This window comes from Desulfoluna spongiiphila (assembly GCF_900101345.1).
Taxonomy (GTDB): domain Bacteria; phylum Desulfobacterota; class Desulfobacteria; order Desulfobacterales; family Desulfolunaceae; genus Desulfoluna; species Desulfoluna spongiiphila.
In genome coordinates, this window is the sequence record NZ_FMUX01000002.1 from 497588 (window position 1) to 522689 (window position 25102).

A 25102-nucleotide genomic window follows, 5' to 3' on the forward strand; every position below is an offset into this window, starting at 1 on the left:
GCCGGAGGCTGCTTTTTTAGCCCCGTTTAGCCTTTTGTCATGCGAAGCAGGGTCCACTCCACGTGGTGGGCATCCTTGATGTCGGCCGGGACCTTGCCTTTGGGGGTGGCTTTGAAGGCTCTTTTTTTCATGGGGGGGATGGTGCAGCGGATTTTGACGGTGCCCAGGGGTTCCCCAAAGACATTGCAGAAGGAGAGCTCGGCGGTGAGGGATATTTTGCTTCGGGTGGTATTTTCAAGGACACCCGATGCCTTGGGCTTGTACGTTTTTGCCCCGGAAGGGGGCGGGGTGAGGGCCAGGCAGTCGTAGGACAGGTCCCGGTTGATGGTGCCCCGGGTAAAAAACGCCGCGGCAGGGGACGCATGGGAGAGGCCGATGACAAGGCAGAGAGCCAGAACGGACAGGGCGCGTTTCATGATGTCTCCTTTGATGTGAGGAAAGGGCAGGGGGGGCTTTGTGGGGGGGATAGGCTGTGATGAAAGAGGTAACATGATGCGTGGCGTTGGGCAAGGGGAGATAGGAGGTAGGTGATAGGTAGGGTGCGCTTGCGCACCGCCGAAGCGCCGAAGCGGCCATGGGAGCCGATGAGCTCGGAGGCCCCTTGCCCCGCATAGACATGGCGAAGCGTGTCGGCTTACCGGGCAATGGTGCGCAAGCACACCCTACGGGATGCTGGGTGGTGGATGATGTTTGGGCTCAGGTGAGGATATGAGAATACCTCCATGAACGATGCAGGAAATCCAGGGGGCCGGGTTTTATATGGCATGTGTTCCTTGTGCGGTGGGTAGGTGTTAGTCATGTGAATTAGATCATTGTTAAGTTTTTTTGTTTTGTAGTAATAAAAACGGTTGCGCTTGGTTTTGGATGGGCGGGGCCATATCGGACCGGTTGCCGAAAATCATAGGGTGAGCCATGCGCACCGAATCATTATAAGAAATACAAGAAATCTTGATACAGACAGGGGGGAGCATGGCGACATGCACAAAATGCGGGGAGGAGCTGGATGCCAAGGCAAGGTTCTGCCTGGCCTGCGGCACGCCGGTGGGTGAAGGCCCTGGTAATTCAGGGGCACCGGACCCCTTCAAAACCGTTGTGAAAGATTGCCCGGCCTACGGGGTGGTGAACCTGGAGCAATTGCCTGAAGGGCATCTCATTGATGACCGCTACGAGGTAAAGGAAAAGTTGGGCCAAGGCGGTTTTGGGGCTGTCTACCGGGTTTTTGACCGGAAGATGAAGTGTGAAAAAGCCCTGAAAGTGCTGCCCGAGGCGGTGGCCTCGGACCGGGAGGCCATGGAGAGCATCGGCAATGAAGCGGCGACCATGGCCCGCCTCAATCACTCCAATATTGTCAGGATCTTCGAGTTCCAGGATGAAGGGCCCATCAAGTATATCGACATGGAGTGTGTCGAGGGGCTGAGCCTTACCGAGGTGAAGCTGAACACGCCGGAGATAAAACTCCGGGAAGAGGACGCGGTTCGTTTTGCAAAGGCGATTGCCGAAGGCCTGGCCTACGCCCACGCCCAGGGGGTGATCCACAAAGACATCAAGCCCCAGAACATTCTTATTGCCAAAGACGGCACGCCCAAGATCACGGATTTCGGAATCTCCGAGACGGTGAAGAGCTCCATGAGCCGCATCGCCAACTCCAGTTCCTCCGGCACCTTGGTCTATATGTCGCCCGAGCAGATCAATGGCCGGTCCGTGGGGCGTGAGGCCGATATTTATTCTTTTGGGGCGCTTCTCTATGAACTCCTTTCCGGGCATCCCCCCTTCTACAAAGGGTCCATCGAATACCAGATTTTAAACAATCCACCGGAATCCCTGGACGGCGTCTCCAACGCATTAAACTTCCTTGTGCTCCGGTGCCTGGAAAAAGAGTATGCGGACCGGTTTCGCAGCTTTGACGAGGTGAAGGACGCCCTCGACGGGAAGGACGTGCCCAGGGCCGGGCAAGCCAAAGTGCCGGCGAAGGTGGATGAGCCGAAGAGAAAAAAAACGGTGTGGCTGGCGGTAGCGGTTGTGATTGTTTTGGCGGTGGTCGCCGGGGTCTACGGGCTGGTGGGGCCAGATAACCCGCAGCCCGGTGTGCAGGCAACTGCAGAACCCGCGTTTGCCGAAACTACGGTGCCCGTGGCGCATCCGTCGCGGCCGCCAAAGGATCTTCTTGCGGGAATGCCTTCCCTGAAGCGAATGGACAGGCAGATTGAGGAGACCAGAGAAACCCTCACCCGGCTTGAATCGTCCATTGGAGGCATGAAAGAGCGCCTGGACACAGGGGCCGTAAAAAAAGGCGACAGTCTGGAGGCGATGCTGGGGCTGATACAGGAGAAAAAAGAGGTGAGCGAAGCCCTGGTGCAGCTGGAGCTGAGGAAACGCGATGAGGTCGCGCACCGAAAAGAAGAGCAAAGGCTACGCAAATACACCCTGTTGAAAAAAGATGTGGAGGTCTACCAGGGGCTCATCGCCACGGAAGAGGGCCGGGATTTAAAAGAAACAGCCTGGCGACGGCTCGTGGGCAATCACCCGGAAGACGCCGAAGGGGTGGGGCTTTATGACACCGAAGCGCTTTTGAACGGTGGGCGTCTGACAGTGAGCACCAAGCCCGAAGGGGCAACGGTTCGCATATTGAATATTGAACCCGCGTATGCCCCCGGGATGAAACTTGCGCCCGGGAGGTATGAGGTTGAGGTGGCCCATGAGGGGTATGTGGAAGCACGGAAAACCGTTGCCCTTGCCCGGGGTGAGGCGAAAGAGGTGGCCATGGCTTTAAAGCGTATGCCGACCGTGACCATTAAAACCATCCCTGCCGATGCTCGGGTTGTGATCAAGGGAATCCCGGAGACATACAGTCCCGGTATGGTGCTTCCTCCGGGGGCGTATGACGTGGTGGCTTCAGCCAGGCATCATGTGTCTCGGAAGCTGGTGATTCGATTGGCTGCCGGGGAGACGAAATACGAGAAGGTGGCGCTGGTTCCCTCTGGGAGGCTGACCATCGACACCTCGCCCGCTGGGGCATCGGTGGTGTTGATTGGAATTAAGGAAGCTTATCGTCCGGGGCTTCAGCTTGCACCGGGAGAATACAGACTTTTGGTCAAGGCAAAGGGTTATTATTCCAAAGAGGCCTTGGTCAAGGTGGTAGCGGGTAAAACAACGTCGGTTGCAATGTCGCTTCAAAATAAAAAAATGACGAATAGCCTCGGGATGGAGTTTGTCTACATCAAGCCTGGGACGTTTCTGATGGGGAGTCCTTTGGGTGAGTCGGGGCGCTCTAATGACGAGACGCAGCACCGTGTGACGCTGTCCACGGGGTATTATCTCCAAGCGACGGAGGTAACCCAGGGGCAGTGGAAGGCGGTCATGGGGAGCAACCCGTCCCGTTTTAAAAACTGCGGTGATGAGTGCCCAGTGGAGAAGGTGTCGTGGGAGGATGCTCAGGAATTTATCCGGAAGTTGAACGCGCGTGAAGGGGGGAATCGTTACCGGCTTCCGACGGAGGCGGAGTGGGAGTATGGGTGCCGTGGGGGGAGCGACGCGCCATATGCCAACGGCATGAGGCTTTTGTCGCCTGGCTGGTATGATGATAATTCGGGGAGCAAGACCCATCCTGTGGCTCAGAAAGATCCAAATGCTTGGGGATTGTATGACATGCCTGGGAACGTCTATGAATGGTGCCAGGATTGGTATGGCAGTTATCCAACAGGTCATGTTACCGATCCAGTGGGGCCGTCATCAGGCTCCAACCGGGTGATACGTGGCGGCAGCTGGGGCGACTACGCCCGCAACTGCCGGAGCGCCAATCGTCGCAGCTGCAGCCCCAGCTACCGTAGCCATGGCCTCGGCTTCCGTGTCGCGAGGACATCGTAAGCGAAGCTTACGGGTTTTTTTACCTTTTGAGGTCGTAGGACAGAAAGGCAGGAAACAGGTCCTATGCGATAGGTGGTAGGGTGCGCTTGCGCACCGCCGAAGCTCATAGACATGGCGAAGGGTGTTGGTTTAACGGGTAATGGTGCGCAAGCACACCCTACGTGTACCGGGCGGCTGACGGCGGGCCGAATCGGTCATGGAAACTGTGGGGTTTGGATGCACCTTGTGTGGATGTTGAAAAAAGGAGGTGGAACATGCCAAATTATCGACGCGAGAAGATCGCTGGCGCCACACTTTTTTTTACCGTGGTCACCCACATGCGTCGGCCGATTTTGTGTGAAGAGCCTGTCCGGAAGGCTTTGAGGGAAGGGATCGAGAGGGTGAGGGCTGTTTCTCCGTTTACCATCGACGCGTGGGTGCTTCTTCCCGACCATTTGCATTGCATCTGGACCTTGCCTGCGGGAGACGGGGATTTCAGCCTTAGGTGGGCAAAGATCAAGCAGCATGTGACGGCTGCTTGCGAAACGTGTTTTTTCCGGGATGAGATGATGTCCGAATCGCGGTCGCGCCGGGGGGAAGGAACGATCTGGCAACGGCGGTTTTGGGAGCACCGGATCCGCGACGACCGTGATTTTGAAACGCACATGGATTATATCCATTACAACCCGGTGAAGCATGGCGTGGTTGAGGTGGTTTCGACGTGGCCGTGGTCTACCTATCATCGGTACGTTGCACAAGGGGTGTATCCCAATGATTGGGGTGGGGCCGATATGCCATGTCATGCGGGAGATTTCGGGGAATCAGGGTAGGGTGCGCTTGCGCACCGCCGAAGAACCAAACCGGTCATGGAAGGCGAGGTGCTTGGATGACCCACACACCGTATAAAAATGGCGAAGGTTTTTGGTTTACCGGGCAATGGTGCGCAAGCGCACCCTACCTCTGCGCTCTCAGAAAATCCTCGGCCTCCTTGCGCGTGGGGATGGAGGTCTGGGCGCCCATGCGCATGACGGAAAGGGCGGCTGCGGCGTGGGAAAAAGCAATGGCTTCGGGGAGCTGGTCGCCCCGTTGCAGGGCAGCCATGAGGGCCCCGTTGAAGGTGTCTCCGGCGGCGGTGGTGTCCACGGGGGTGACGTGGAATCCGGGAACCACCGCCCCCCTGCCTTTGGCGCTCACAAAGGCCCCCTTGGCCCCCAGGGTGATGATCACCGTCGCCACCCCCATGCCGTGGAGGCAGGCGGCGGCCTCCATGGCACTGGCCGCATCCTGGATGGCGATGCCGGTGAGGGCCGCGGCCTCGGTTTCATTGGGGGTGATGATGGCAAGATTTTTAAGGAGCTCTTCGGGCAGGGATCGCGCCGGAGCCGGGTTCAATGCCACGGGAACCCCCGCTTTTTTTGCTTCTTCCGCAGCCATGATCACCGTCTCCATGGGTGTTTCCATCTGCATGAGAAGGGCCGATGCCCCCCGGATGAGCCCCAGGTGCGGGGCGAGGCGCTCCGGCGTCAGGCAGGCGTTGGCCTCCGGCGAGATGCCGATGCAGTTCTCTCCGTTTTCCGCCACAAAGATCATGGCCATGCCCGTGGGCATGCCCTCTTCGACCATGATCCCTCGGGTGTCCATGCCCTTGGCCTGAAAGGCATCCTTCATGCGGCGACCAAAGTCGTCTTCCCCCACACAGGCGATAAACGCAGTCCTCGCCCCGAGCCGTACGGCCGCCACCGCCTGGTTGGCCCCCTTGCCCCCGGGCACCACCCGGTACCCGTGGCCCGTCACCGTCTCCCCGGGCCGGGGAAGCTCCTTTACCTGCAGAATGTGGTCGGCGTTGACACTGCCCAATACAACCAACGGCTTTCCTATCATCCCGTGTTTCTCCCAAATTATTGAATTTAAAAGCGTGCCTTCTAAATGGTTAAAGTCGGAAGAACAACAGAGTCACAGAGCACTCAGGAAAAAATAAAAGCGATGTCTCCGGCGGCGAGGTGTGCCACCTCGAAAGCAGCTTGCGAATGCGCTTTTCCCGTCGTTCCTCGGGGAAAATCACATTCGCCTTTGATTTTAATTCAGAGGGTAAACCCCCACCTATGGTGAAGGACTCTCCACGTTTGACAGCTCTACCAGTAGGAGTAGATAGCTTTTTGTGAATATTAACGGTTTATTACATAAGTGAAGCGCATCGAAACGGAGCGCCGCACTCCGGTGCGGCTTTTTAGTCCGTCGTTACCCATGCCGCACCGGAGTGCGGCGCTCCAGGGTTCAAGGGTGACCGGGTGATGTTGTAACACGCCGATGGCCGAAACGATTATCAAGAACAAAAAAGAAACCTAACCGGTAGTGGTGCATAGGTGCCTTAAGGCACAGAAACAGATCGCTTTGAGTGGTTAACAATAAAGCCTCCCGTTCGATGGGAGGTTGTGACTGGCCTGAATCAGTTCTTTCTAACCTGTTTATTAAACTTTTTAAAAGTTTAGCCCCCGGCAGGGCCGCCGGAGGCATGCGTTTGGCTTTTTACTCCGTAATCACCTTCAACGGCACGGGGATGTACGGATCCACGGCGTTGCCTTTGAGGACGCCGACAGCGGTTTCCACGCCCAGGGTGCCGATGAGGGCGGGTTGCTGGGCGATGGTGGCGGCCATGTCGCCGCGCTGGACGGCTTTGATGCCGTCGTCGGTGCCGTCAAAGCCCACGACCAGGGCTTTTTTATTGGCCGCCTGCAGGGCGCGGATGGCGCCCAGGGCCATTTCATCGTTCTGGGCGAAGACAGCCTGGACATCGCCGTGGGCGGCCAGGAGGTTCTCCATGACGTTGAGGCCTTTGGTGCGGTCGAAGTCTGCTGGCTGGCTGGCGATGATGGTGAGTCCGTTGGCCTTGGCGGATTTGAGGAATCCTTTGCCCCGGTCCCGGGCGGCAGAGGTGCCTGCCAGGCCTTCGAGCTGGATCACCTTGGCCCCTTTGCCCAGCTTCGCTGCGATGAAGTCACCTGCCATGGCGCCCCCTTCCACGTTGTCCGAGGCGATGTGGCTGGCCACCTTGCCCCGGCTGGCGCCCCGGTCAAGGGTGAGGACGGGGATTTTCGTTCTGTTGATCATGCGGATGGCGTTGGAGACCGCATCGGAGTCCGTGGGGTTGATGAGGATGGCCTTGACACCCCGGACCGAGAGGTCCTCCACGTTGGCCAGCTCTTTGCTGGGGTCGTTCTGGGAATCCAGCACGATGAGGGAGACGCCCAGCTCGGCGGCTTTTTTCTCTGCCCCGTCTTTCATGGTGACGAAAAACGGGTTGTTGAGGGTGGAGACAACCAGGGCCAGGGTGTCTTTGGCCAGGGCCGGGGCAGAGATCCCCAGTACCACGATAAGCGCTGTGATCAAACCGGTTGTTTTTTTCATGATCGAACTCCTTGGTCATGATGTTTTTCTCGGTCCCAGGCATTGCCCCTTGCGCTTCGCATTTAACACGGGCGAAGCCCGTCAGGGAATGTGATGAGCCTGAGGAACGAAGGCGAAAGAGCATTCCCGAACCTGGGGTCCAGGGGTGGCGAAGCCACTTAGGCTAAAAATCCCCTGGCCGCCGGAGGCGTTTTTTCTATGTCTTGCTGCGGGTATCCACCAGGACTGCCAGGAGGATCACCACGGCTTTGGCGATCATCTGGTAGTAGGAGGAGACGTCCAGCAGGTTGAGGGCGTTGTTTAAAAATCCGATGATCAGGGCGCCGATGAGGGTGCCCATGATGGTGCCTTTGCCTCCCATGAGGCTGGTGCCGCCCAGGACCACGGCGGCGATGGCGTCCAGTTCGTAGCCTGCCCCTGCGGTGGGTTGTGCCGAGGAGAGGCGGGAGGTGATGATGAGCCCTGCCAGGGCGGCCAGGAAGCCGCAGATGGCGTAGACCGTTATCTTGACGCGGTCTGTGTTGATACCGGACAGGCGCGTGGCTTCTTCGTTGCCGCCCAGGGCGTAGATGTAGCGGCCCAGGCGGGTGTGGTTGAGGAGGTACCAGGCCAGGCCGAAGGTGACGACCATGATCCAGACGGGAACCGGGATGCCCAGGAGGTAGCCGGTGCCGATGACGGCAAAGGCGTCGGCGGTGTCTGTGAAGCCTGTGGAGATGGGGCGTCCCTCGGTGTAGACGAGGGTGAGGCCCCTGACCAGGGTCATGGCCACCAGGGTGGCGATGAAGGCCTGGACCCTGCCCTTGGCGATGATGATGCCGCTGACGGCCCCCACGGCGGTGCCTGTGGCAAGGGCGGCTGCAATGCAGAGGCCCACGGGGAGCTCCAGGGCGATGAGGCTGGCCCCCACGGCGCCTGCCAGGGCCAGGATGGAGCCCACGGAAAGGTCGATGCCTGCGGTGAGGATGACCAGGGTCATGCCCACGGCCATGATGGCGTTCACGGCGGTTTGCCTGAGGATGTTCAGGAGATTGGCCAGGGTGAAGAAGTGGGGGTTTAAAAGGGAGACGATGACGATCATCACGAGAAGGGCGATGAGGGATTTTTGTTCGATGAGCCGGTCTTTGAGGGACGGGCGTCCGTGGGCCAGGGGCGTTTTGCTGGGGGTCATGGGGCATCTGTCTCCATGTTGCCCACGGCGCAGGCCATGAGTTTTTCCTGGGTGGCGTCCTCGGCCGGGAATTCGCCGGTGACGCGGCCTTCGTGCATCACGATGATGCGATCGCTCATGCCGAGGATCTCGGGCATCTCCGAGGAGACGAGGATGATGCTCATCCCCTCCTCTTTAAAGGTGTTGATAAGCTGGTAGATCTCTTTTTTCGCCCCCACGTCCACGCCCCGTGTCGGTTCGTCCAGGATGAGTACCTTGGGTCGGGTCATGAGGCCCTTGGCGATGGCTACCTTCTGCTGGTTTCCCCCGGAGAGGTTGCCGATGGCCTGGCCTTGGCCCGGGGTTTTGATGGCGAATCTGGCGATGAACCCATCCACGGCCCGGCGCTCTGCGGTGTGCCGGAGGCGACCTGTTGTGGAGCAGAAGGTCTGGAGGGCGGCCAGGGTCATGTTCTCCTTGACGCTGAGCATGGCCACCAGGCCGTCGGCTTTGCGGTCTTCGCTGATGTAGGCGATACCGGCGTCGATGGCGTCTTTGGGGCTTTTGACGGCAAGGGGCGCGCCAAAGAGGCGGAGAGTGCCCCGGGTGATGGGGTTGGCCCCGATGATGGCCCGCATGAGCTCGGTGCGGCCCGAGCCCATGAGCCCTGAAACCCCCAGGATCTCTCCCCTCTGAACCGAAAACGAGGCCCCGTTGACCCCGTTTGCCCGGAGGTCGCTCACCTTGAGGCTGGTTTCCCGGGGAACCGAACGCACCCGGGGATACTGCTCGTCCAGGCGCCGGCCCACCATCATTTCGATCAAGGTCTCTTCATCGAGTTCCGCGACGGGGCGCTCTGCGATGAAGGTGCCGTCCCGGAGCACGGTCACGTCGTCACAGATTGCGAAAATCTCGGCCAGGCGGTGGGAGATGTAGACGATGCCGCGGCCTCCCGCCTTGAGCTCTTCGATGACGGCAAAGAGGGCCTCGGTCTCCGTGTCGGTGAGGGCGTCGGTGGGTTCGTCCATGATGATGACCCTGGACTCGAAGGAGAGGGCCTTGGCGATCTCCACCATCTGCTGCGCCCCGATGCCCAGGGTTCCCAGCCTGGTTTTGGCGTTGTGGGGGACCTTCAGTCTCGCCAGGAGGCGATCCGCCTCGGCGTACATCTCGCCCCAGAGAATCCGGCCGAAGCGGGATGTTTTTTCCCTTCCCAGAAAGATGTTTTCGGCGATGGTGAGCTCCGGCAGGAGGTTGAGCTCCTGGTGGATGATGCCGATGCCCGCCTCCTGGGAGTGCCGGGGGCCTGGAAAGGAGACCTCCTGGCCGTCGTAGACGATGTGTCCGGCATCGGCCCGGTAGATGCCGGTGAGCACCTTCATGAGGGTTGATTTTCCTGCGCCGTTTTCCCCCACCAGGGCCATGACGCGTCCGGGGGTGACGGACAGGTGGACGGCGTCCAGGGCCTTGACGCCGGGAAAGCTCTTTTCGATTCCCGAAAGGTGCAGGATGGGTTGGGGCATGGGATCGCTCCAAACATGTCATCGGGTTGAACACATGGGATACACCTGGCCTTCGTGTGGGAACACCGGGATCAGGGTATGGGAGCAAGAGGAGGGGGGAGGCGTATCGGGTCAGGCGCCAATTACTGTATGATTTGAGCATACCACATTTCGGCTTGTTTTAAAGGAACGCAAGCCCCGGGTACCGTCCGCTGTTGCGGATCCGAGACAAGGTCACCGGGGCTTGCGTCAAGGGCTGTGGCGTGTTCCGTTGCTTTTAAAATCGGACCCCCGCCTTGAGGATCACGTTGGCGTACGGGGTAAACTCCCCGGTGCGCACCACGGCCCGGCACCGTTTGGTGGCAAGCTTGAAGGCCTCGTGGCGAACGGCGAGGATGGGGATCTCTTTGCCCATGGCCTCCTCCTCCTGTTTGAGAAGGGCCATGAAGGCCTCGTGGAGTTCCGGGCTTTTTTCCGGGAACTCTTCGGCCATTTCCACGGAATCCAGGGTCATCTCCGAAAGCACGGCTTTGACGGTGTCGATGAAGGACGGGATGCCGCGGCTTAAGGCCAGGTCGATGCGTCGGGGCTCGGCGGGGATGGGCAGCCCCGCGTCGCAGACGCAGAGTCCGTCCAGGTGTCCGAGCCGTGCCACGGCGTGGCTGATTTCTGAGTTGATGAGTGTGCCTTTTTTCATGAAAAACCCCAGTATGGTCTGTTCTGATGTATGCGTTGGTGCCTTCAGGGGAACCTCACCCGCAGAAGGGGTCAGGGCGTTTTCTCCGCGGCAGGCTTCGGCCTGGATGCAAAGAGGCCCTGATGACTGTTTTTTGTTTAATGTATCAGACAGGGAACCTTTTGCGCAAACGGTTCCCCGTACCCCGGTATAGGGGTGGCCCGATTCGGGGAAAGGCCGTGAAGGAAAAGAGTAAAAAGGGGGCCTTCGGGATGCGGGGGGAACAGGTTCCGCTGCGTGCCGCTTTTGGAATGATTCCAACGCGGGCCGATCCTCTGAGGCGGGTTTCTATTGATCCCCAGGCCGTCACATAGCGATGTGTCCGGCACACTCGTAAACAATTTTCACGTCCCGGATTGGATTCGCAGGGCGTCCCGTGCAGGGACGCAATTTTCGTGCCCAAGGCGTTTTGGTCCCTTCTGATGGATCTGGGCAGGTTCCCTGTCAACCCTCAAAGATCAGAAGAGAAAATTGCAAGGGGTCTTTGTGGGGAAAGTGTTCATATTCGAAAATTAAGCCAATGTAAAGTGTTTTCCATTTATCTATGGCATCAGCAGAATTTATCAGGTTTGCCCTTGACTAATGGCTTGAATTTTACATTTATGGTTTTTCGTCGGAATCTATGGTGGTGATAACATATCGCTTTTTAGTAAGTAATCGTGATTGCTTTTTCTGTCGGGTGAGGTGAGTAACTAAGGAAATCGTCGTATCGGGTTTTTGTCAGGCACATTCTCATCCCGCAGTATGATCTCAACGCCTGCCCTCTTCAGGGGATGACCTCCCGGTTGGTCCCCGTTTCGTCGACGTACGCCCTTTCCATGGACGCAGATGCGCTCCCCTGCTCAGTTTTCCCCTCGACACTCCGTCTTTTCCGACCTGTTCGCATTCCCCTTATCCAAAAACTCTATATTGATTTGCACCGGCTGTTCGGCCTGAAGCAATGACCGGAGGGTAATCATGACAAAGATCAAGTCCCTGGATGATTTACGGAAAATGAAAGAGAAACTCCAGTCCAGTGTCCATTTAAGGGAAAACGGAGAACGCTGCGACCAACTGGTTCAGATTCGGGTAGCCATGGCCACCTGCGGCATTGCGGCCGGCGGCAAGGAGGTGCTCAGCGCCCTGGTGGATCAGCTGGATCGCCGAAACATCGAGGCGGTGGTCACCCAGACGGGGTGCATGGGGTACTGCTATGCCGAGCCCACCATCGAGGTGACGCTTCCCGGAAGCGATCCCGTGGTGTTCGGCGAGGTGACCACGGACAAAGCGGCGGAGATTGTGGATCGTTACGTGGCCCGGGGTGAACTCCTGCCCGGCATCATTCCTGTGAATTACGAAGTGGTGGACAAAGACTAACGCCCCGGGGCTTTTTCGGGTACCGGCCCTGCGGCCCGGTTTCCCTTGAGCCCGACAGACACGAAGGAGCACACACGAGATGGGACGATACAAAACGCATATTCTGGTCTGCGCCGGTACCGGGTGCCGGGCGTCGGAAAGCGATCTGATATTTCAAAAACTGGACCAGGGCATCAAAAAGCGCAACCTTCAACGGGAGGTCCAGGTGGTGAAGACGGGGTGTTTCGGCTTCTGCGAGAAGGGCCCCATTGTCAAGTTCATGCCGGACAACACCTTTTATGTGGAGGTCAGCCCCTCCGACGCCGACACCCTCATCGAAGAGCACGTGGTCAAGGGACGGCGGGTGGAGCGGCTTCTCTACACCGACCCGAAAAGCGGCGACAGGATCTCCGACTCCAAGCACATGGGGTTCTACCGCAAGCAGATCCGCATCGCCCTTCGGAACAGCGGGTTCATCGACCCGGAGAACATCGACGAGTACATCGCCCGGGACGGGTACCAGGCTTTGGGCAAGGCCCTGCTTGAGATGAGCCCTGAAAAGGTCATCGAGGAGGTGAAGTGTTCCGGCCTGCGCGGCAGGGGGGGCGGAGGTTTCCCCACGGGGCTGAAGTGGCAGTACGCCCGGGCCGCTGCAGGGGACGAAAAGTATGTGGTCTGCAACGCCGACGAAGGTGACCCCGGGGCCTTCATGGACCGATCCATCCTGGAGGGCGATCCCCATTCGGTGCTGGAAGCCATGGCCATCTGCGGCTACGCCATGGGCGCCGAGACGGGCCTTATCTATATCCGTGCCGAATACCCCCTGGCCATCCAGCGGCTCCTTATTGCCATTGAGCAGGCCCGCGGGTTCGGCCTTTTGGGCAAGGACATCATGGGCAGCGGGTTCAACTTCGATATTGAACTCAAGTACGGTGCAGGCGCCTTTGTCTGCGGCGAGGAGACGGCCCTGATCCACTCCATGGAGGGACACCGCGGCGAGCCCACGATGAAGCCTCCCTTCCCTGCGGAGTCCGGCTACTACGACAAGCCCACCAACGTGAACAACGTGGAGACCCTGGCCAACATCCCCGTCATCATCACCCGCGGGGCCGACTGGTTTTCTTCCATCGGCACGGAGAACTCCAAAGGCACCAAAGTCTTTGCCCTGGCTGGAAAGATCCGCAACGTGGGCCTCATCGAGGTGCCCATGGGCACCACCCTGCGGGAGGTGATCTACGACATCGGCGGCGGCATCTCCAGCGGCAAGAAATTCAAGGCCGTGCAGACCGGGGGACCCTCCGGGGGCTGCCTCACCGAAGAGCACCTGGACGTGCCCATCGACTACGACAACCTCGTGGCCAACGGCTCCATGATGGGCTCCGGCGGGATGATCATCATGGACGAGGACGACTGCATGGTCTCCATCGCCAAGTTTTACCTCGACTTTACCGTGGAGGAGTCCTGCGGCAAGTGCACCCCCTGCCGTATCGGCAACAAGCGCCTCTACGAGACCCTGGAGAAGATCACCGAGGGCAAGGGCACCCTGGATGATCTCCTCAAGCTCCGGGAGCTGGGGGAAGCCATCAAGGACACGGCCCTCTGCGGCCTGGGCCAGACCTCGCCCAACCCGGTCCTCTCCACCCTGGACAACTTTTACGATGAGTACCTGGCCCACGTCACCGACCACACCTGCCCGGCAGGTCAGTGCAAGGCCCTGGTGACCTACGCCATCGACCACGACAAGTGCGTGGGCTGTACCCTGTGCGCCAGGAAGTGCCCGGTGAATGCCGTGGAAGGGGTGAGAAAGCAGCCCCATACCATCGACAGCTTCCACTGCATCAAGTGCGGGGTCTGCTATGACAACTGTAAATTCGATGCCATCACCAAAAGCTAAGGACGAAGAACCATGGAATCCATCAAACTGACCATAGACGATCAACCCGTTGAGGTGCCCGAAGGGACCACCGTCCTCGAGGCGGCCAGGGAGCAGGGCATCACCGTACCGGCCCTGTGCCATATGGATCTTTCCGGCATTGGTTTTCACAGCAGCAACGCCTCCTGCAGGCTTTGCGTGGTGGAGGTGGAAGGGCGCCGCAACCTGGCCCCTGCCTGCACCACCCTTGCCGCCCCCGGCATGGTGGTAAAGACCCGGACCCAGAGGGTGCTCAGCGCCCGGCGCATTAACCTGGAGCTGCTTCTCTCCGATCACCCCAAGGATTGCCTGAGCTGTGCCAAGGCGGGCTGCTGCGAGCTCCAGGACCTGGCCCATACCTTCGGCATCCGCAACATTTCCTATGAAGGGGAGATGTCCCACCACGTGAAGGACACCTCCTCCCCTGCCATCGTGCGGGACCCGGACAAGTGCGTCATGTGCCGCAGGTGCGAGAACATCTGCCGCGAAGTCCAGGGCGTGGGGGTTTTAACGGCCGTAAACCGAGGCTTCGAGTCCGTGGTTGTCACGGCCTTCGACCGGGACCTGGACACCACGAAGTGCACCTATTGCGGCCAGTGCGTGGCCGTCTGCCCCACCGGGGCCCTTTCGGAAAAAGATGAGACCGGCGCCGTGCTCCGCGCCATCGCCGACCCGGCCAAGACCGTTGTGGTCCAGGTGGCCCCGGCGGTGCGTACCGCCCTGGGGGAAGAGTTCGGCATGGCCCCGGGCACCCTGGTGACGGGCAAGCTGGCAGCGGCCCTGAGGCGCCTTGATTTCGACTACGTCTTTGACACGGACTTTGCCGCCGACCTCACCATCATGGAGGAGGCCTCCGAGCTTCTGGATCGCCTCACCCGTCACCTCGGCGGGGACACCTCGGTGAAGCTTCCCATCATCACCTCCTGCTGTCCGGCCTGGGTAAACCACCTGGAGAAAAGGTTCCCCGACCTGTTGGACTACCCCTCCACGGCCCGTTCCCCCATGCAGATGTTCGGCTCCATCGCCAAGAGCTACCTGGCCGAGAAGATCGGGGTGAAACGCCAGGAGATGGTGGTTGTGTCGGTGATGCCCTGTGTGGCCAAGAAGGCCGAATGCGCCCGGGAGGAGTTCGCCGTGGACGGCAACCGGGACGTGGACATTACCCTCACCACCCGTGAGCTGGCCTCTCTGATCAAGCGTGCCAACATCGATTTTCACCGCCTGGAAGACGACGACTTCGACTCACCCCTGGGGGAGTCCACCGGGGCCGCCGTGATCTTCGGCACCACCGGCGGGGTCATCGAGGCCGCTGCCCGTAGCGCCTACGAGTTCCACACGGGGGAGACCCTTGAAGAGGTGGATTTCAAAGCCCTGCGCGGGTTTGACGGCATCCGCTCGGCCACCGTGGATTTTGCAGGGATCGATATCAAGATCGGCATCGCCCATGGCCTTGCCAACGCCCGGGTCCTCATGGAGGAGATCCGAAAAGGGACCTCTCCTTACCACGCCATCGAGGTGATGGCCTGTCCGGGGGGATGCATCGGCGGCGGCGGCCAGCCCTTTCACCAGGGGGACGAGTCCGTGATTAAGGCTCGCCAGCAGGCCCTGTACAGCGAAGACGCGGGCAAGGTGATCCGAAAATCCCACGAGAATCCCCATATCAAGAAGCTCTATGAAGAGTACCTGGGCGAACCCCTGGGAGAGAAGCCCCACGCGCTGCTCCACACCCATTACATGGACCGCAGCGGCAGGAAAACCAAATAGGATCCGTTTGAACAGGTCGGGTGTGCCGGACACGTGCTCCGGCGCCGACCCCAACGATCTCATGATACAGGAATGAATCGCTATGACCTCAGTACAAGCCAAGTTGTCTCCCAACGCGGTAAAGGAGATTCAGTCCATCTGTCAAAGCTTCGGCAACGACAAGGGCGAACTCATCAACATACTTCACAAAAGCCAGGATTTCTGCGGCTACCTGCCCCCGGACGTGCAGGAGGTAATTGCCGAAGAACTCGACATTCCCGTCTCCACCGTTTACGGTGTGGTGACCTTTTACTCCCTGTTTGTCATGGAACCCCGGGGCAAGCATCACATCTCCATCTGTACAGGAACCGCCTGTTTTGTTAAGGGTGCCATGGACGTGATGGATGAATTCAAGCTCCTTCTGGGCATCGACCTGGGGGAGACCACCCCGGATGGGAAGTTCTCCATGGACAGCCTGCGCTGTATCGGCGCCTGCGGCCTGGCCCCTGTGGTCATGGTCGGGGAGAAAATTTACGGCCGGGTCACCCCGGATGATGTCATCAACATCCTGGACGACTACAAAGACGACAAATAGGCTCGCAGAAGGCCCTGTGTTCCGGCATGCCGGGACACGGGGTCGCTGCTTCGGCCCTGGCTTCGGGTTCCGGGCGACGTCGGAGGCAGGGCGCTACAAACCAGAATAACGTGGAAGATGCCATGAGCAACAACGCCATACATCATGCACTGCGGGTGGATGAGGAGAAGTGCCGGGGATGTTGCCGGTGCATGTCCGTGTGTCCCACCGACGCCATCCGGATCCGCAACGGCAAGCCGCTGATCTTCCAGAACCGGTGCATCGACTGCGGAAAGTGCTACCGGGCATGCCCGGAATCGGCCATCCGGGTGGAGCAGGACGACTTCAACGAGATCTTCAAGTACACGCGCCGGGTGGCCCTTTTGCCCTCGATTCTCAAGGGGCAGTTCCCCGAGACCATCCCCAAGCAGCGGATCTATTCCGAGCTTTTGGAGATGGGCTTTACCGACGTGTTTGAGGTGGGGATGATGTGGCGGGTGTTCCACCTGGCCACGGCCCGATTCATCAAGAACAACCAGGTGAAAAAACCCTTTATCTCCTCCTTCTGCCCGGCGGTCCTTCGCCTGATCCAGACGCGCTTTCCCTCCCTTCTCGACCACGTGATCCCCATGAAGGCCCCCGTGGACATCGCCGCCCTGTTTTACCGCCGCCAGCTCCTGGCCCAGGGGGTGCCCGACGACGAGATCGGTACCTTTTACGTGACCCCCTGCGCCGCCAAGATCTCGGCGGTGAAGACCCCCAACCCCCATGAACGCAAGATTTTAAACGGGGTGATCAACATGGACTATATCTACAACCGGGTGTGGAAGCGCATCCGGGGCGAAGAGAAGTCCATGCCCCCTGAACCCCTGGCAGAGACCCTGTGCGAGAAGGGGGTGCTCTGGTTCCTCACGGCAGGGGAGTCCGAATACGCCCGGGGGCGCAGCCTTGCCATCGACGGCATTGCCAACGTTTTTGAATTTCTGGAAAACATGGAAAACGAGGAGATCTCCGATATCGATTTTCTGGAGCTCCGGTCCTGCGACCAGAGCTGCGCCGGGGGCGTGCTCACCAGCTGCAACCGGTTCCTCACCGTGGAGCGTCTCCGGAACCGGGCGGAGCGATCGAAAAACGCCGCCCCCTTAAAGGACCCGGACCGGTGGGACGACATCGATGACGACACGGAGTACCTCGTGGATCACATCATGCTGGGCAAGATCAAGCCCAAGCCCGCCATGAAGCTTGATGAGGACATGGGACGGGCCATGGTGAAGATGGAACGACTCCGAAAGATCCTCGCCTTTTTGCCGGGCGTGGACTGCGGGCTCTGCGGTTCTCCCAACTGTCAGGCCCTTGCTGAGGATGTGGTCAACGGCGACGCCGTCCTTCGGCAGTGTGTGTTCCTGCAGAAAAAGCAGGTGGAAAGGGGACAGATGACCCTCACCGACGCCGGAACGATCCTGGCTGATGTGTGGGGGCAAAATAGACTCGATGGCGCGTCCATTGATCTGGAGGAATGATGAAGGTTAAAGAGCTTGTTGAAAAAATGAACCTCACCGTGTTCGGCGGGGAGTCGGGTCTGGATCGCGAGATTAAAGGGGGCTATGTGTCCGACCTTCTCTCGGACGTCATGGGATGCTCGGACGAGGGCGATCTCTGGGTGACCCTGCAGTCCCACAGGAACGTGGTGGGAATTGCCGCCCTCAAGGATCTGGCCGGGGTCATCGTCGTCAAGGGGTTTACCCCGGACGCCGATACCATAGAGGACAGCAACCGCGAGGGCATGCCCCTTCTGGGCGCCACGGCCGAGACCTTTGAGGTAGCGGGTCGCCTCCACCGGATGCTGGCAGGCGATGCAGACCTTCCGGGCTGATCTTCACCTCCACACCGTGCTCTCTCCCTGCGGGGACGTCTCCATGAGTCCTGCGGGCATTGTGTCGGCGTGTGCGGGCCTGGGCATCTCCATTTTGGGGATCACGGACCACAACACCACCCGGCAGTGCCGCATCGTCACGGAGCTGGCAGAAGAACAAGGGCTTTTTGTCCTGCCCGGCGTGGAGCTTACCACCCGGGAAGAGGTGCACCTTTTGGCCTATTTCGGCAGCCTGGGTGAGGCCGAGGCTTTCCAGGGATGGATTGACGACCACCTGACGGTGATCCGAAACCGGCCGGAGCTTTTCGGCTATCAGGTGGTGGTGGATCGCACCGAGCGCGTGGTCTACCAGGAGGAGCGTCTTCTTATTGCCTCCCTTACCACCGATATCCACGAGACGGCTTCAGCCGTCAGAAAGGCGGGGGGCCTTTTGGTCTGCGCCCATGTGGCCAAGGGGAAGAACAGCCTCTTCAGCCAGCTCGGCATCATGCCCAGAGGGTTTCGGGCGGACGCATTGGAAGTGGCCAGGAAGGAGCACAGGGACCAGGTGTGCAGGCGTTTTCCCGTGGTGTCGGGGCTTCCCTTTGTCTGCGGTTCGGATGCCCATTACGTGGAAGATATCGGTTCGGTGACCACGGAGTTTACCTTGGAAACACCCGGTTTGGATGAGATTCGCCTGGCCCTGGCCGGTGGCGGGGGACGGAAGGTGGCGTTGTGAACGAGCTGTCCCTTTATGTCCTTGATATCCTCGGCAACTCGGTGAGGGCCGGGGCGCGAAAGGTGAGCCTTACCATCACGGAGAGCCGCAGGGAAAATGTCTACAGGATGGTGTTTGAAGACGACGGCAAGGGGATGAGCCCGGAGCTGCTGGAAGAGGTCTTCAGCCCCTGGGTGACCACCCGCAAGGAGCGCCGCATCGGCCTCGGACTATCCCTTTTAAAGCAGGGGGCCCAGCAGTGCGGCGGGGACCTTGTCATTGATTCCGCCCCGGGGGAGGGCACCACGGTGACCGTGGCGTTCGAGTACGCCCACCTGGATCGCCCCGTGGCAGGGGATATAGCCGGAAGTATAGTGATGACGGCGGCATCGGCCCCTGAGATTGACTTTTTTTATACCCACACCACCGATGTGGGTGTCTACCGGTTCAACACCGTTGAGGTGAATGAAGCCCTTGGCGGTGTCTCCATGACCAACCCGTCCATCATGCGGGCTGTTCAGGAAATGATTCGGGAAAACTTGGATGAGATCAGCGCAGGAATGGACGAGCGCCTCGTGTTCCATAATGATATGATATAAAATGAAGCCAATGAAAATAACCAATATTACAACCCTTCTGGGGGGGAACATCGTCACCGGAAAAGAGAGGGTCGAGACCCCTGTCTCCTTCGGTTTTGCCGCCGACCTCCTGAGCGACGTCCTGACCCTGGAAGTGGAAAGTGTTCTTCTTATCACCGGGCTGTGTACGCTTCAGACCATTCGTACCGCAGAGATGGCGGAGATCGATTGTGTGGTCATCGCCCGGGGAAAGAAGGTGAGCCCGGCCATGAAGGACCTGGCGGAACGCACCGGTCTGATCCTCATTGAAGTGGATTGCTCGGTGTACAAGGCAAGCGGGATTCTCTTTGACGCCGGCCTCGAACCCGTTTTTTGACGAGGGCCTCCCAACATGAAGGGGTGTTATGAAGTTCGAATTTGAAATTGAGGACGGGGACTTTGCAAAAGCCGGAACCGCGTCCAGTCAGGTAAAACACATTCTCAAGCAGCTCAACGTGGACACCAAAATCATCAAAAAGACCACCGTGGCCATCTACGAAGCTGAGGTCAATGTCGTGGCCCATGCCGTGGGGGGCGGCACGCTTACGGCCGACATCAACCTGGAGAGGATTGTGGTGGAGGTGGTGGATGAAGGTCCCGGCATCGAGGACATCCCCCAGGCCATGACCGAGGGGTTTTCCACGGCCTCGGCCGCGGTCATCTCCATGGGATTCGGTGCGGGCATGGGCCTTCCGAACATGCGGAGAAACGCCGACAAGCTGGAGATTACCAGTGGGGTGGGCGAGGGGACCCGGGTGGTCATCACCAATTACATCTGATGTGTGTGATGAACGTTTAAGTGGTTTGCTGACAGGGACGGCCAGGGCACGGCCCATGCTTCCATACGCGCGAAAGCCGGGAAGCTTTCGGGAAGCGGGTCGAGCTGGCAGGCCCCGTGCAGGCTGAAACGAGACCTATAGATCAGGATCAGGGACGACGTATGGGAGAGCTCAAGAAGCTGTTTAAAAACAACCGGGAGTGGTCTGCTCAGGTGACCCGCGAGCAGGGGGATTTTTTCAAGAAACTCGCCAACCAGCAAAGCCCGGATTACCTCTGGATCGGCTGCTCGGACAGCCGGGTGCCCGCCAACGAGCTGGTGGGGCTCCTGCCCGGAGAGGTGTTTGTGCACCGCAACGTGGCCAACATGGTCATTCACACGGATTTTAACGGCCTGTCCGTGATTCAGTACGCCGTGGAGGTGCTGAACATCAAGGACATCATCGTCTGCGGCCACTATGATTGCGGGGGTGTAAAAGAGGCCCTTGCAAACTCCTCGCGGGGCCTGGTCAACAACTGGCTTCGTCACCTCCGGGACATCCAGTTCACCCACGGGGATTTTCTGGACGGCATCTCCGATCCGGTGGCCCGCAACGATCGTCTCTGCGAGCTCAATATCATCGAGCAGGTCAGGAACGTCTGTCGCACCACCACCGCCGAAGTGGCCTGGCAGGCGGGGAAACCCCTCACCGTCCACGGCTGGATTTACAACATCGGCAACGGGCTCCTCCAGGACCTGGATGTGTCGGTGAGCAGTGCGGACAGCATCAGGTCCGTGACGGAAACCGCCTTGCGCAAGGTGTATGCAAGGACCGAAAGGATACACGATGCGTAAGTAATTCGTTGAGGCTGTAGCTATGATGAGCGCCTTACGATTTCATATCATCATTGCCGTTATGGCCATCGTGTTCATACGTGCAGTTCTTATCCCTTGTCCTGTCTCAGCCAGTGAGATGGACAAGGGCGACAAACTTCTTGCGGCCAATGCCGCAGGCGTTCTCGTGATCACGGGCTGGGGCATCGCCAACTGGGACTACGGCCAGAACAGGCCCCGGACCACCCGGGAAGGGTGGTTCGGCCAGGATACGGATCACGGCGGCGCGGACAAACTCGGTCACGCCTACACCACCTATGTCCTCTCCCACGGCATGAGCCATCTGTGCTCCACCTGGGGCTATTCGGAGTCCGAAGCCGCTCTGTACGGCTCCCTGTCCGCCTTTGGGCTCATGGGGTTCATGGAGGTGGGGGACTCGTTCAGCAGCTTCGGGTTTTCCCATGAAGATTTTCTGATGAATACCGTCGGCGCGGGCGTCGGCTACCTGACCCTCCGGTTTCCGCAGGTTTCAGAAAAGCTGGATTTTCGCGTTGAGTACACACCCTCCTTTGACGAGCCGGATCTCCTCACCGATTACGAAAACATGAAATTCCTCGCGGCCCTTAAACTCAGCGGCTTCAGGCGTTTTCGCACCGGTTATGCGCAGTACCTGGAGTTTCACCTGGGGTACTACACCCGGGGCTATGACGGCACCGGGGTAAACCCCAGGCGATATCTTTACGGAGGGATCGGCATCAACCTGTCCCGCATTTTCCAGAAAGGCGGTTACTCCAAGACCTCCACCATCCTTCGCTATATCCAGATACCCCATACCGATATCCAGTTTCGATCCTCTCCCTTGTAAAACCGTTCAGTTGCGCATCAGCTCCATTTTTTGCCCAGATCCTCAAGGCCCGCATTGGAAAGATCCTCCGGCGACATGACGATGCGGAAATGGACGTCTGCGTCAAAGTTGAGGAAAAAGGGCTCCGAGTAGAAGGGAAGCCCCGAGGCGTTGGTGACGTTGATGATGAGGACGGCGGCCCGCATGCCGTTCTCCTCGGTGAACCAGACCGAAAAAGGTTTTATTTCTTCGAGGATTTCATCGAGCAGGATGACGGCGGTCCCCTTTTTCACCAGGGTGTTAAACGGCTCGTGGGGAAATGTGACATGCATGAGCATCTTCATGATGGCCCTCCTTGGGTTGATGGGTGGTGGTGCGTGATCGCAGCCGTTTGACGACGGCACAGTGGCCCTGGGTCGGGGAAACCGGACGGAAGGTGTCATGAGCGGGCGGGTGCATGCACAAGGAGGGGCGGCTGCGGTGGAGTGGGACTTGTTTTAAAATACAGGGGATTCGGGTTTGTTTCAAGGGGGAAGGGGGGCAGTGAATGGTGAATAGTGAATGGTGAGTGGGGGTGTGGATAGGTGATAGGGCATAGGGGATTACAGGGTGAGCTTGCGTTCGGTTTGTGTTTGAGACGCTCCGGCGTTGACCACTGTTCGCGGCGAATGCCATTGCGATTTGCCCTGAGGAACGAAGGGCGAGGCGCAATGGCAAGCAGCTTTCAAGGTGGCTCACCTTGCCGCCGGAGGCTTTTTTTCCTTTCTTATGTCCTTTTGCGTTTGGCCCGGTTGGTGGCGATGGCGGTGAGGGGGTCGTCGGGCCAGGGGTGTTTGGGGTAGCGGGCTTTGAGCTCTTTTTTCACCTCGGGGTAGGTGTTGGCCCAGAAGCTTGAGAGGTCTTTGGTCACCTGCATGGGGCGTGATGCAGGGGACAGGAGGTGGCAGGTGACGGGCACGCGGCCCTTTGCCACGGTGGGGGTGTCGGTGAGGCCGAAGAGCTGCTGGATGCGGGCGGCAAGGACCGGGGGCTCTCCGCTTCCGTAGTCCAGGGGGATGCGGGTGCCGCTGGGGATAGCCATGTGGGTGGGGGCCAGGGTGTCGATTTTCCGGTGCCAGGCAAAGGGGATCAGGGCGGTGAGGGCTCCTGCAAGGTCCATTTTGCTTAAGGCGCCCATGCCGGTGATGCCGATGAGAAAGGGGGCCAGCCACTGGGGCGCGGTCTTTTCAAGGGCGGTATCGGAGAGATCCGGCAGGTCGTCAAACCCTGCGTGGTTGCGGAGAAAAAGAACCCGGGTCTGAAGGCTTCGGGTGGTTTTGTTCCAGGGCAGAACCGACAGGCCCCGGGATTGGATGCCCTGGATCAGCGCGCAGGTGACGGCGTCGGCATCGGGTTTTTTTAAGGGATTTTCAGACAGCACCACGGCGCCCAGGCTGCGGCGCGTAACAGCCTCCACCCTTCCTTTTTTCTCATTCCAGGACACCACCACTTCCTGGGTCATGCGACGGCCGTGGTCTGCTTCAAGGCGCTCTTGGGCCAGGGGCGCACCAAGGTAGACCCGCGCGTTTTGGCGGTTGCCGTCCAGGTCTGCGATGGCGATGAAGGGTTCAAAGGCCAGGGGATCGGACTCATGGATAAAGGCGCCGCTGCCCGAGGTCATCTGGAAGTATCCGGGCCGCCCCGGCCGCGCCATGGCGATGCGGTCGGGAAAGGCAAGGGCCAACAGGCGTCCGGCAAGGGCGGGATTGTTGGGGGCCCCCTTGATGGCAAGGCGGCCGCCAAGCTGGCGGGCTGTCTCCCTGATGCGGGCCGCGGCCCCGGGGTTGAGCCGGGCGTCCCGGTTTCCTTTTTTGATCATGGCCTCCATGCGCAGCCGGATGTCGACATCGTTGCGGTTTCCGGCCAGGGGGTCCCGTTCCGTGAGCAGGGCGGCCAGGAGGCAGGCCTCGGGCCCTGCTTTTTTCTCTTTTGCCACCAAGAGCATGTGGGCCAGCCTGGGGTGCACACCGAGTCGGGCCATGGCCTTGCCGTGGGCGGTGATGTGGCCCTTTTCGTCCAGGCCGCCAAGTGCTTTGAGAACCTCCCTGGCCTGGCCGCAGGACCCTTCGGGGGGTACATCGAGCCAGGTGAGTTCCGCCGGGTCGGTGACCCCCCAGAGGGCCAGTTCCAGCACCAGGGGAGCCAGGTCCGCGTGGAGAATCTCCGGGGCGGTAAAGGGGGTGAGGGTGCCTGTGCGGGCCTCGCTCCAGAGGCGGTAGCAGATTCCCGGGGCGGTTCGTCCGGCACGGCCGCGTCTCTGGTCTGCCGAGGCTTTGGAGACGGGCAGGGTGACCAGGCGTCCCATGCCCGAGCCCGGTGAGAACCGGGAAACCCGCATGAGTCCGGCATCCACCACCAGGGTCACGCCGTCGATGGTAAGGGATGTCTCGGCAATGGCCGTTGCCAGCACCACCTTTCTGCGCCCTGCAGGGGAGGGCTTGATGGCATGGTCCTGCTCGGCTTTGGTGAGGGCCCCGAACAGGGGGTAGAGGTCCGTATGGGGCGGGAGGTCCATCTTTCGGAGTCGTTCTTCCACCCGCCGGATCTCCCCGGCCCCGGGCAGGAAGACGAGCATGTCGCCGTCTTCTTCGCAGAGCCCTTTGGTCACGGCCCGGGCACAGGCCGCTTCGATGTCCCGGCGGGTGGGGGTGGGCTCGCGCAGGGGGAGATGGCGGGTCGTCACGGGAAAGGCCCGGCCTTCGGAGGTGATGACAGGGGCGTCTCCGAGGAGTCTGGCGGCAGGCGCCGCATCCAGGGTGGCGCTCATGAGGAGGACCCGCAGGTCTTCCCGCAGCACCCCCTGGCACTCCAGGGTCAGGGCCAGCCCCAGGTCGCTGTTTAGGTTCCGTTCGTGGAATTCGTCGAAGATCACCAGCCCGATCCCCGAGAGTTCCGGGTCTGACTGGATCATCCGCGTGAGGATCCCTTCGGTGACCACCTCGATGCGGGTGGCGGCCGAGATTTTTTTCTCCATGCGGATGCGATACCCCACGGTCTCTCCGACCTGTTCGCCAAGCATTTCTGCCATGCGTGTTGCAGAGGCCCGGGCCGCAAGGCGCCTGGGCTCCAGCATCACGATTTTCCGTCCGGCCAGGAACGGGGCCTCCAACAGGGCCAGGGGGACCCCGGTGGTCTTTCCCGCGCCGGGCGGGGCCTGTATCACGGCCGAAAGCCCTGCTTCAAGGGCATCTCGAATCTCATCCAGAACATCATGTATGGGTAGTGTGGGGCTCATGGGTGG

General features: G+C 59.8%; 22 protein-coding genes. 14 read left to right on the forward strand and 8 right to left on the reverse strand.

Annotation, left to right across the window (positions count from 1 at the left end; genetic code table 11):
* Window positions 1-26: 26 nt before the first annotated feature.
* Window positions 27-416 carry a hypothetical protein gene (locus tag BLQ12_RS05110; protein ID WP_092208911.1) on the reverse strand — a complete coding sequence of 130 codons (390 nt, stop codon included), beginning with the start codon at window positions 414-416 and terminating at the stop codon, window positions 27-29.
* Between the two features lie 553 nt (window positions 417-969).
* On the opposite strand from BLQ12_RS05110, the gene BLQ12_RS27665 reads away from it, so the two are divergent.
* Window positions 970-3864: a bifunctional serine/threonine-protein kinase/formylglycine-generating enzyme family protein gene (locus tag BLQ12_RS27665; RefSeq protein ID WP_217640240.1), complete on the forward strand. Its 2895-nt coding sequence runs from the start codon at window positions 970-972 to the stop codon at window positions 3862-3864.
* Between the two features lie 227 nt (window positions 3865-4091).
* A complete protein-coding gene (locus BLQ12_RS05130; RefSeq protein ID WP_226860143.1) occupies window positions 4092-4673 on the forward strand; it encodes an REP-associated tyrosine transposase in 582 nt (193 codons plus the stop codon).
* 124 nt (window positions 4674-4797) lie between these two features.
* Here the strand turns inward: BLQ12_RS05130 and rbsK are convergent, their stop codons facing one another.
* The 5 genes from rbsK to rbsD form a co-directional block, all read right to left on the reverse strand.
* Complete coding sequence (gene rbsK / locus BLQ12_RS05135) at window positions 4798-5724, reverse strand: ribokinase (protein WP_092208915.1); 927 nt, start codon at window positions 5722-5724, stop codon at window positions 4798-4800.
* A gap of 645 nt (window positions 5725-6369) precedes the next feature.
* Complete coding sequence (rbsB, locus tag BLQ12_RS05140) at window positions 6370-7248, reverse strand: ribose ABC transporter substrate-binding protein RbsB (protein ID WP_092208917.1); 879 nt, start codon at window positions 7246-7248, stop codon at window positions 6370-6372.
* 196 nt (window positions 7249-7444) lie between these two features.
* Entirely contained in the window at window positions 7445-8419 is a 975-nt protein-coding gene (gene rbsC / locus BLQ12_RS05145; RefSeq protein WP_092208919.1) for a ribose ABC transporter permease, read from the reverse strand.
* A complete protein-coding gene (gene rbsA, locus BLQ12_RS05150; RefSeq protein ID WP_092208921.1) occupies window positions 8416-9921 on the reverse strand; it encodes a ribose ABC transporter ATP-binding protein RbsA in 1506 nt (501 codons plus the stop codon). Before rbsA ends, rbsC begins: the two co-directional genes overlap by 4 nt.
* Window positions 9922-10177: 256 nt before the next feature.
* Entirely contained in the window at window positions 10178-10597 is a 420-nt protein-coding gene (gene rbsD, locus BLQ12_RS05155; RefSeq protein WP_092208923.1) for a D-ribose pyranase, read from the reverse strand.
* A 996-nt stretch (window positions 10598-11593) separates the two neighbouring features.
* On the opposite strand from rbsD, the gene BLQ12_RS05165 reads away from it, so the two are divergent.
* The 12 genes from BLQ12_RS05165 (at window position 11594) to BLQ12_RS05220 (ending at window position 21843) form a co-directional block, all read left to right on the forward strand.
* Window positions 11594-11992 (forward strand): (2Fe-2S) ferredoxin domain-containing protein, encoded by a 399-nt coding sequence (locus BLQ12_RS05165; protein ID WP_092208927.1) that lies wholly within the window; start codon window positions 11594-11596, stop codon window positions 11990-11992.
* A gap of 79 nt (window positions 11993-12071) precedes the next feature.
* A complete protein-coding gene (locus BLQ12_RS05170; protein ID WP_092208929.1) occupies window positions 12072-13865 on the forward strand; it encodes an NADH-quinone oxidoreductase subunit NuoF in 1794 nt (597 codons plus the stop codon).
* Between the two features lie 12 nt (window positions 13866-13877).
* Window positions 13878-15647, forward strand: a complete 1770-nt coding sequence (locus BLQ12_RS05175; RefSeq protein WP_092208931.1) for an NADH-dependent [FeFe] hydrogenase, group A6 — start codon at window positions 13878-13880, stop codon at window positions 15645-15647.
* An 82-nt stretch (window positions 15648-15729) separates the two neighbouring features.
* Window positions 15730-16221, forward strand: a complete 492-nt coding sequence (locus BLQ12_RS05180) for an NADH-quinone oxidoreductase subunit NuoE family protein (protein WP_092208933.1) — start codon at window positions 15730-15732, stop codon at window positions 16219-16221.
* A gap of 26 nt (window positions 16222-16247) precedes the next feature.
* Window positions 16248-17720, forward strand: coding sequence for a [Fe-Fe] hydrogenase large subunit C-terminal domain-containing protein (locus BLQ12_RS05185; RefSeq protein WP_139163856.1), 1473 nt, complete (start codon window positions 16248-16250; stop codon window positions 17718-17720).
* Complete coding sequence (locus BLQ12_RS05190) at window positions 17717-18073, forward strand: hypothetical protein (RefSeq protein WP_217640241.1); 357 nt, start codon at window positions 17717-17719, stop codon at window positions 18071-18073. The genes BLQ12_RS05185 and BLQ12_RS05190 overlap by 4 nt, the downstream gene beginning before the upstream one ends.
* Window positions 18054-18791: a PHP-associated domain-containing protein gene (locus BLQ12_RS05195; protein ID WP_092208939.1), complete on the forward strand. Its 738-nt coding sequence runs from the start codon at window positions 18054-18056 to the stop codon at window positions 18789-18791. The genes BLQ12_RS05190 and BLQ12_RS05195 overlap by 20 nt, the downstream gene beginning before the upstream one ends.
* Window positions 18788-19369, forward strand: a complete 582-nt coding sequence (locus BLQ12_RS05200) for an ATP-binding protein (RefSeq protein WP_092208941.1) — start codon at window positions 18788-18790, stop codon at window positions 19367-19369. Before BLQ12_RS05195 ends, BLQ12_RS05200 begins: the two co-directional genes overlap by 4 nt.
* A gap of 10 nt (window positions 19370-19379) precedes the next feature.
* Complete coding sequence (locus tag BLQ12_RS05205) at window positions 19380-19724, forward strand: hypothetical protein (RefSeq protein ID WP_092208943.1); 345 nt, start codon at window positions 19380-19382, stop codon at window positions 19722-19724.
* 28 nt (window positions 19725-19752) lie between these two features.
* Window positions 19753-20166, forward strand: coding sequence for an ATP-binding protein (locus tag BLQ12_RS05210; protein ID WP_092208945.1), 414 nt, complete (start codon window positions 19753-19755; stop codon window positions 20164-20166).
* Window positions 20167-20327: 161 nt separating this feature from the next.
* Window positions 20328-20999 carry a carbonate dehydratase gene (can, locus tag BLQ12_RS05215; protein WP_092208947.1) on the forward strand — a complete coding sequence of 224 codons (672 nt, stop codon included), beginning with the start codon at window positions 20328-20330 and terminating at the stop codon, window positions 20997-20999.
* A gap of 22 nt (window positions 21000-21021) precedes the next feature.
* Window positions 21022-21843 (forward strand): DUF2279 domain-containing protein, encoded by an 822-nt coding sequence (locus tag BLQ12_RS05220; protein ID WP_226860145.1) that lies wholly within the window; start codon window positions 21022-21024, stop codon window positions 21841-21843.
* Window positions 21844-21860: 17 nt separating this feature from the next.
* Here BLQ12_RS05220 and BLQ12_RS05225 read toward each other — a convergent pair whose 3' ends face one another.
* On the reverse strand, window positions 21861-22166 hold the full coding sequence (locus BLQ12_RS05225) for a panthothenate synthetase (protein WP_092208949.1): 306 nt from the start codon (window positions 22164-22166) through the stop codon (window positions 21861-21863).
* A 422-nt stretch (window positions 22167-22588) separates the two neighbouring features.
* A complete protein-coding gene (hrpB, locus tag BLQ12_RS05230) occupies window positions 22589-25096 on the reverse strand; it encodes an ATP-dependent helicase HrpB (RefSeq protein ID WP_092208951.1) in 2508 nt (835 codons plus the stop codon).
* Window positions 25097-25102: the final 6 nt, after the last annotated feature.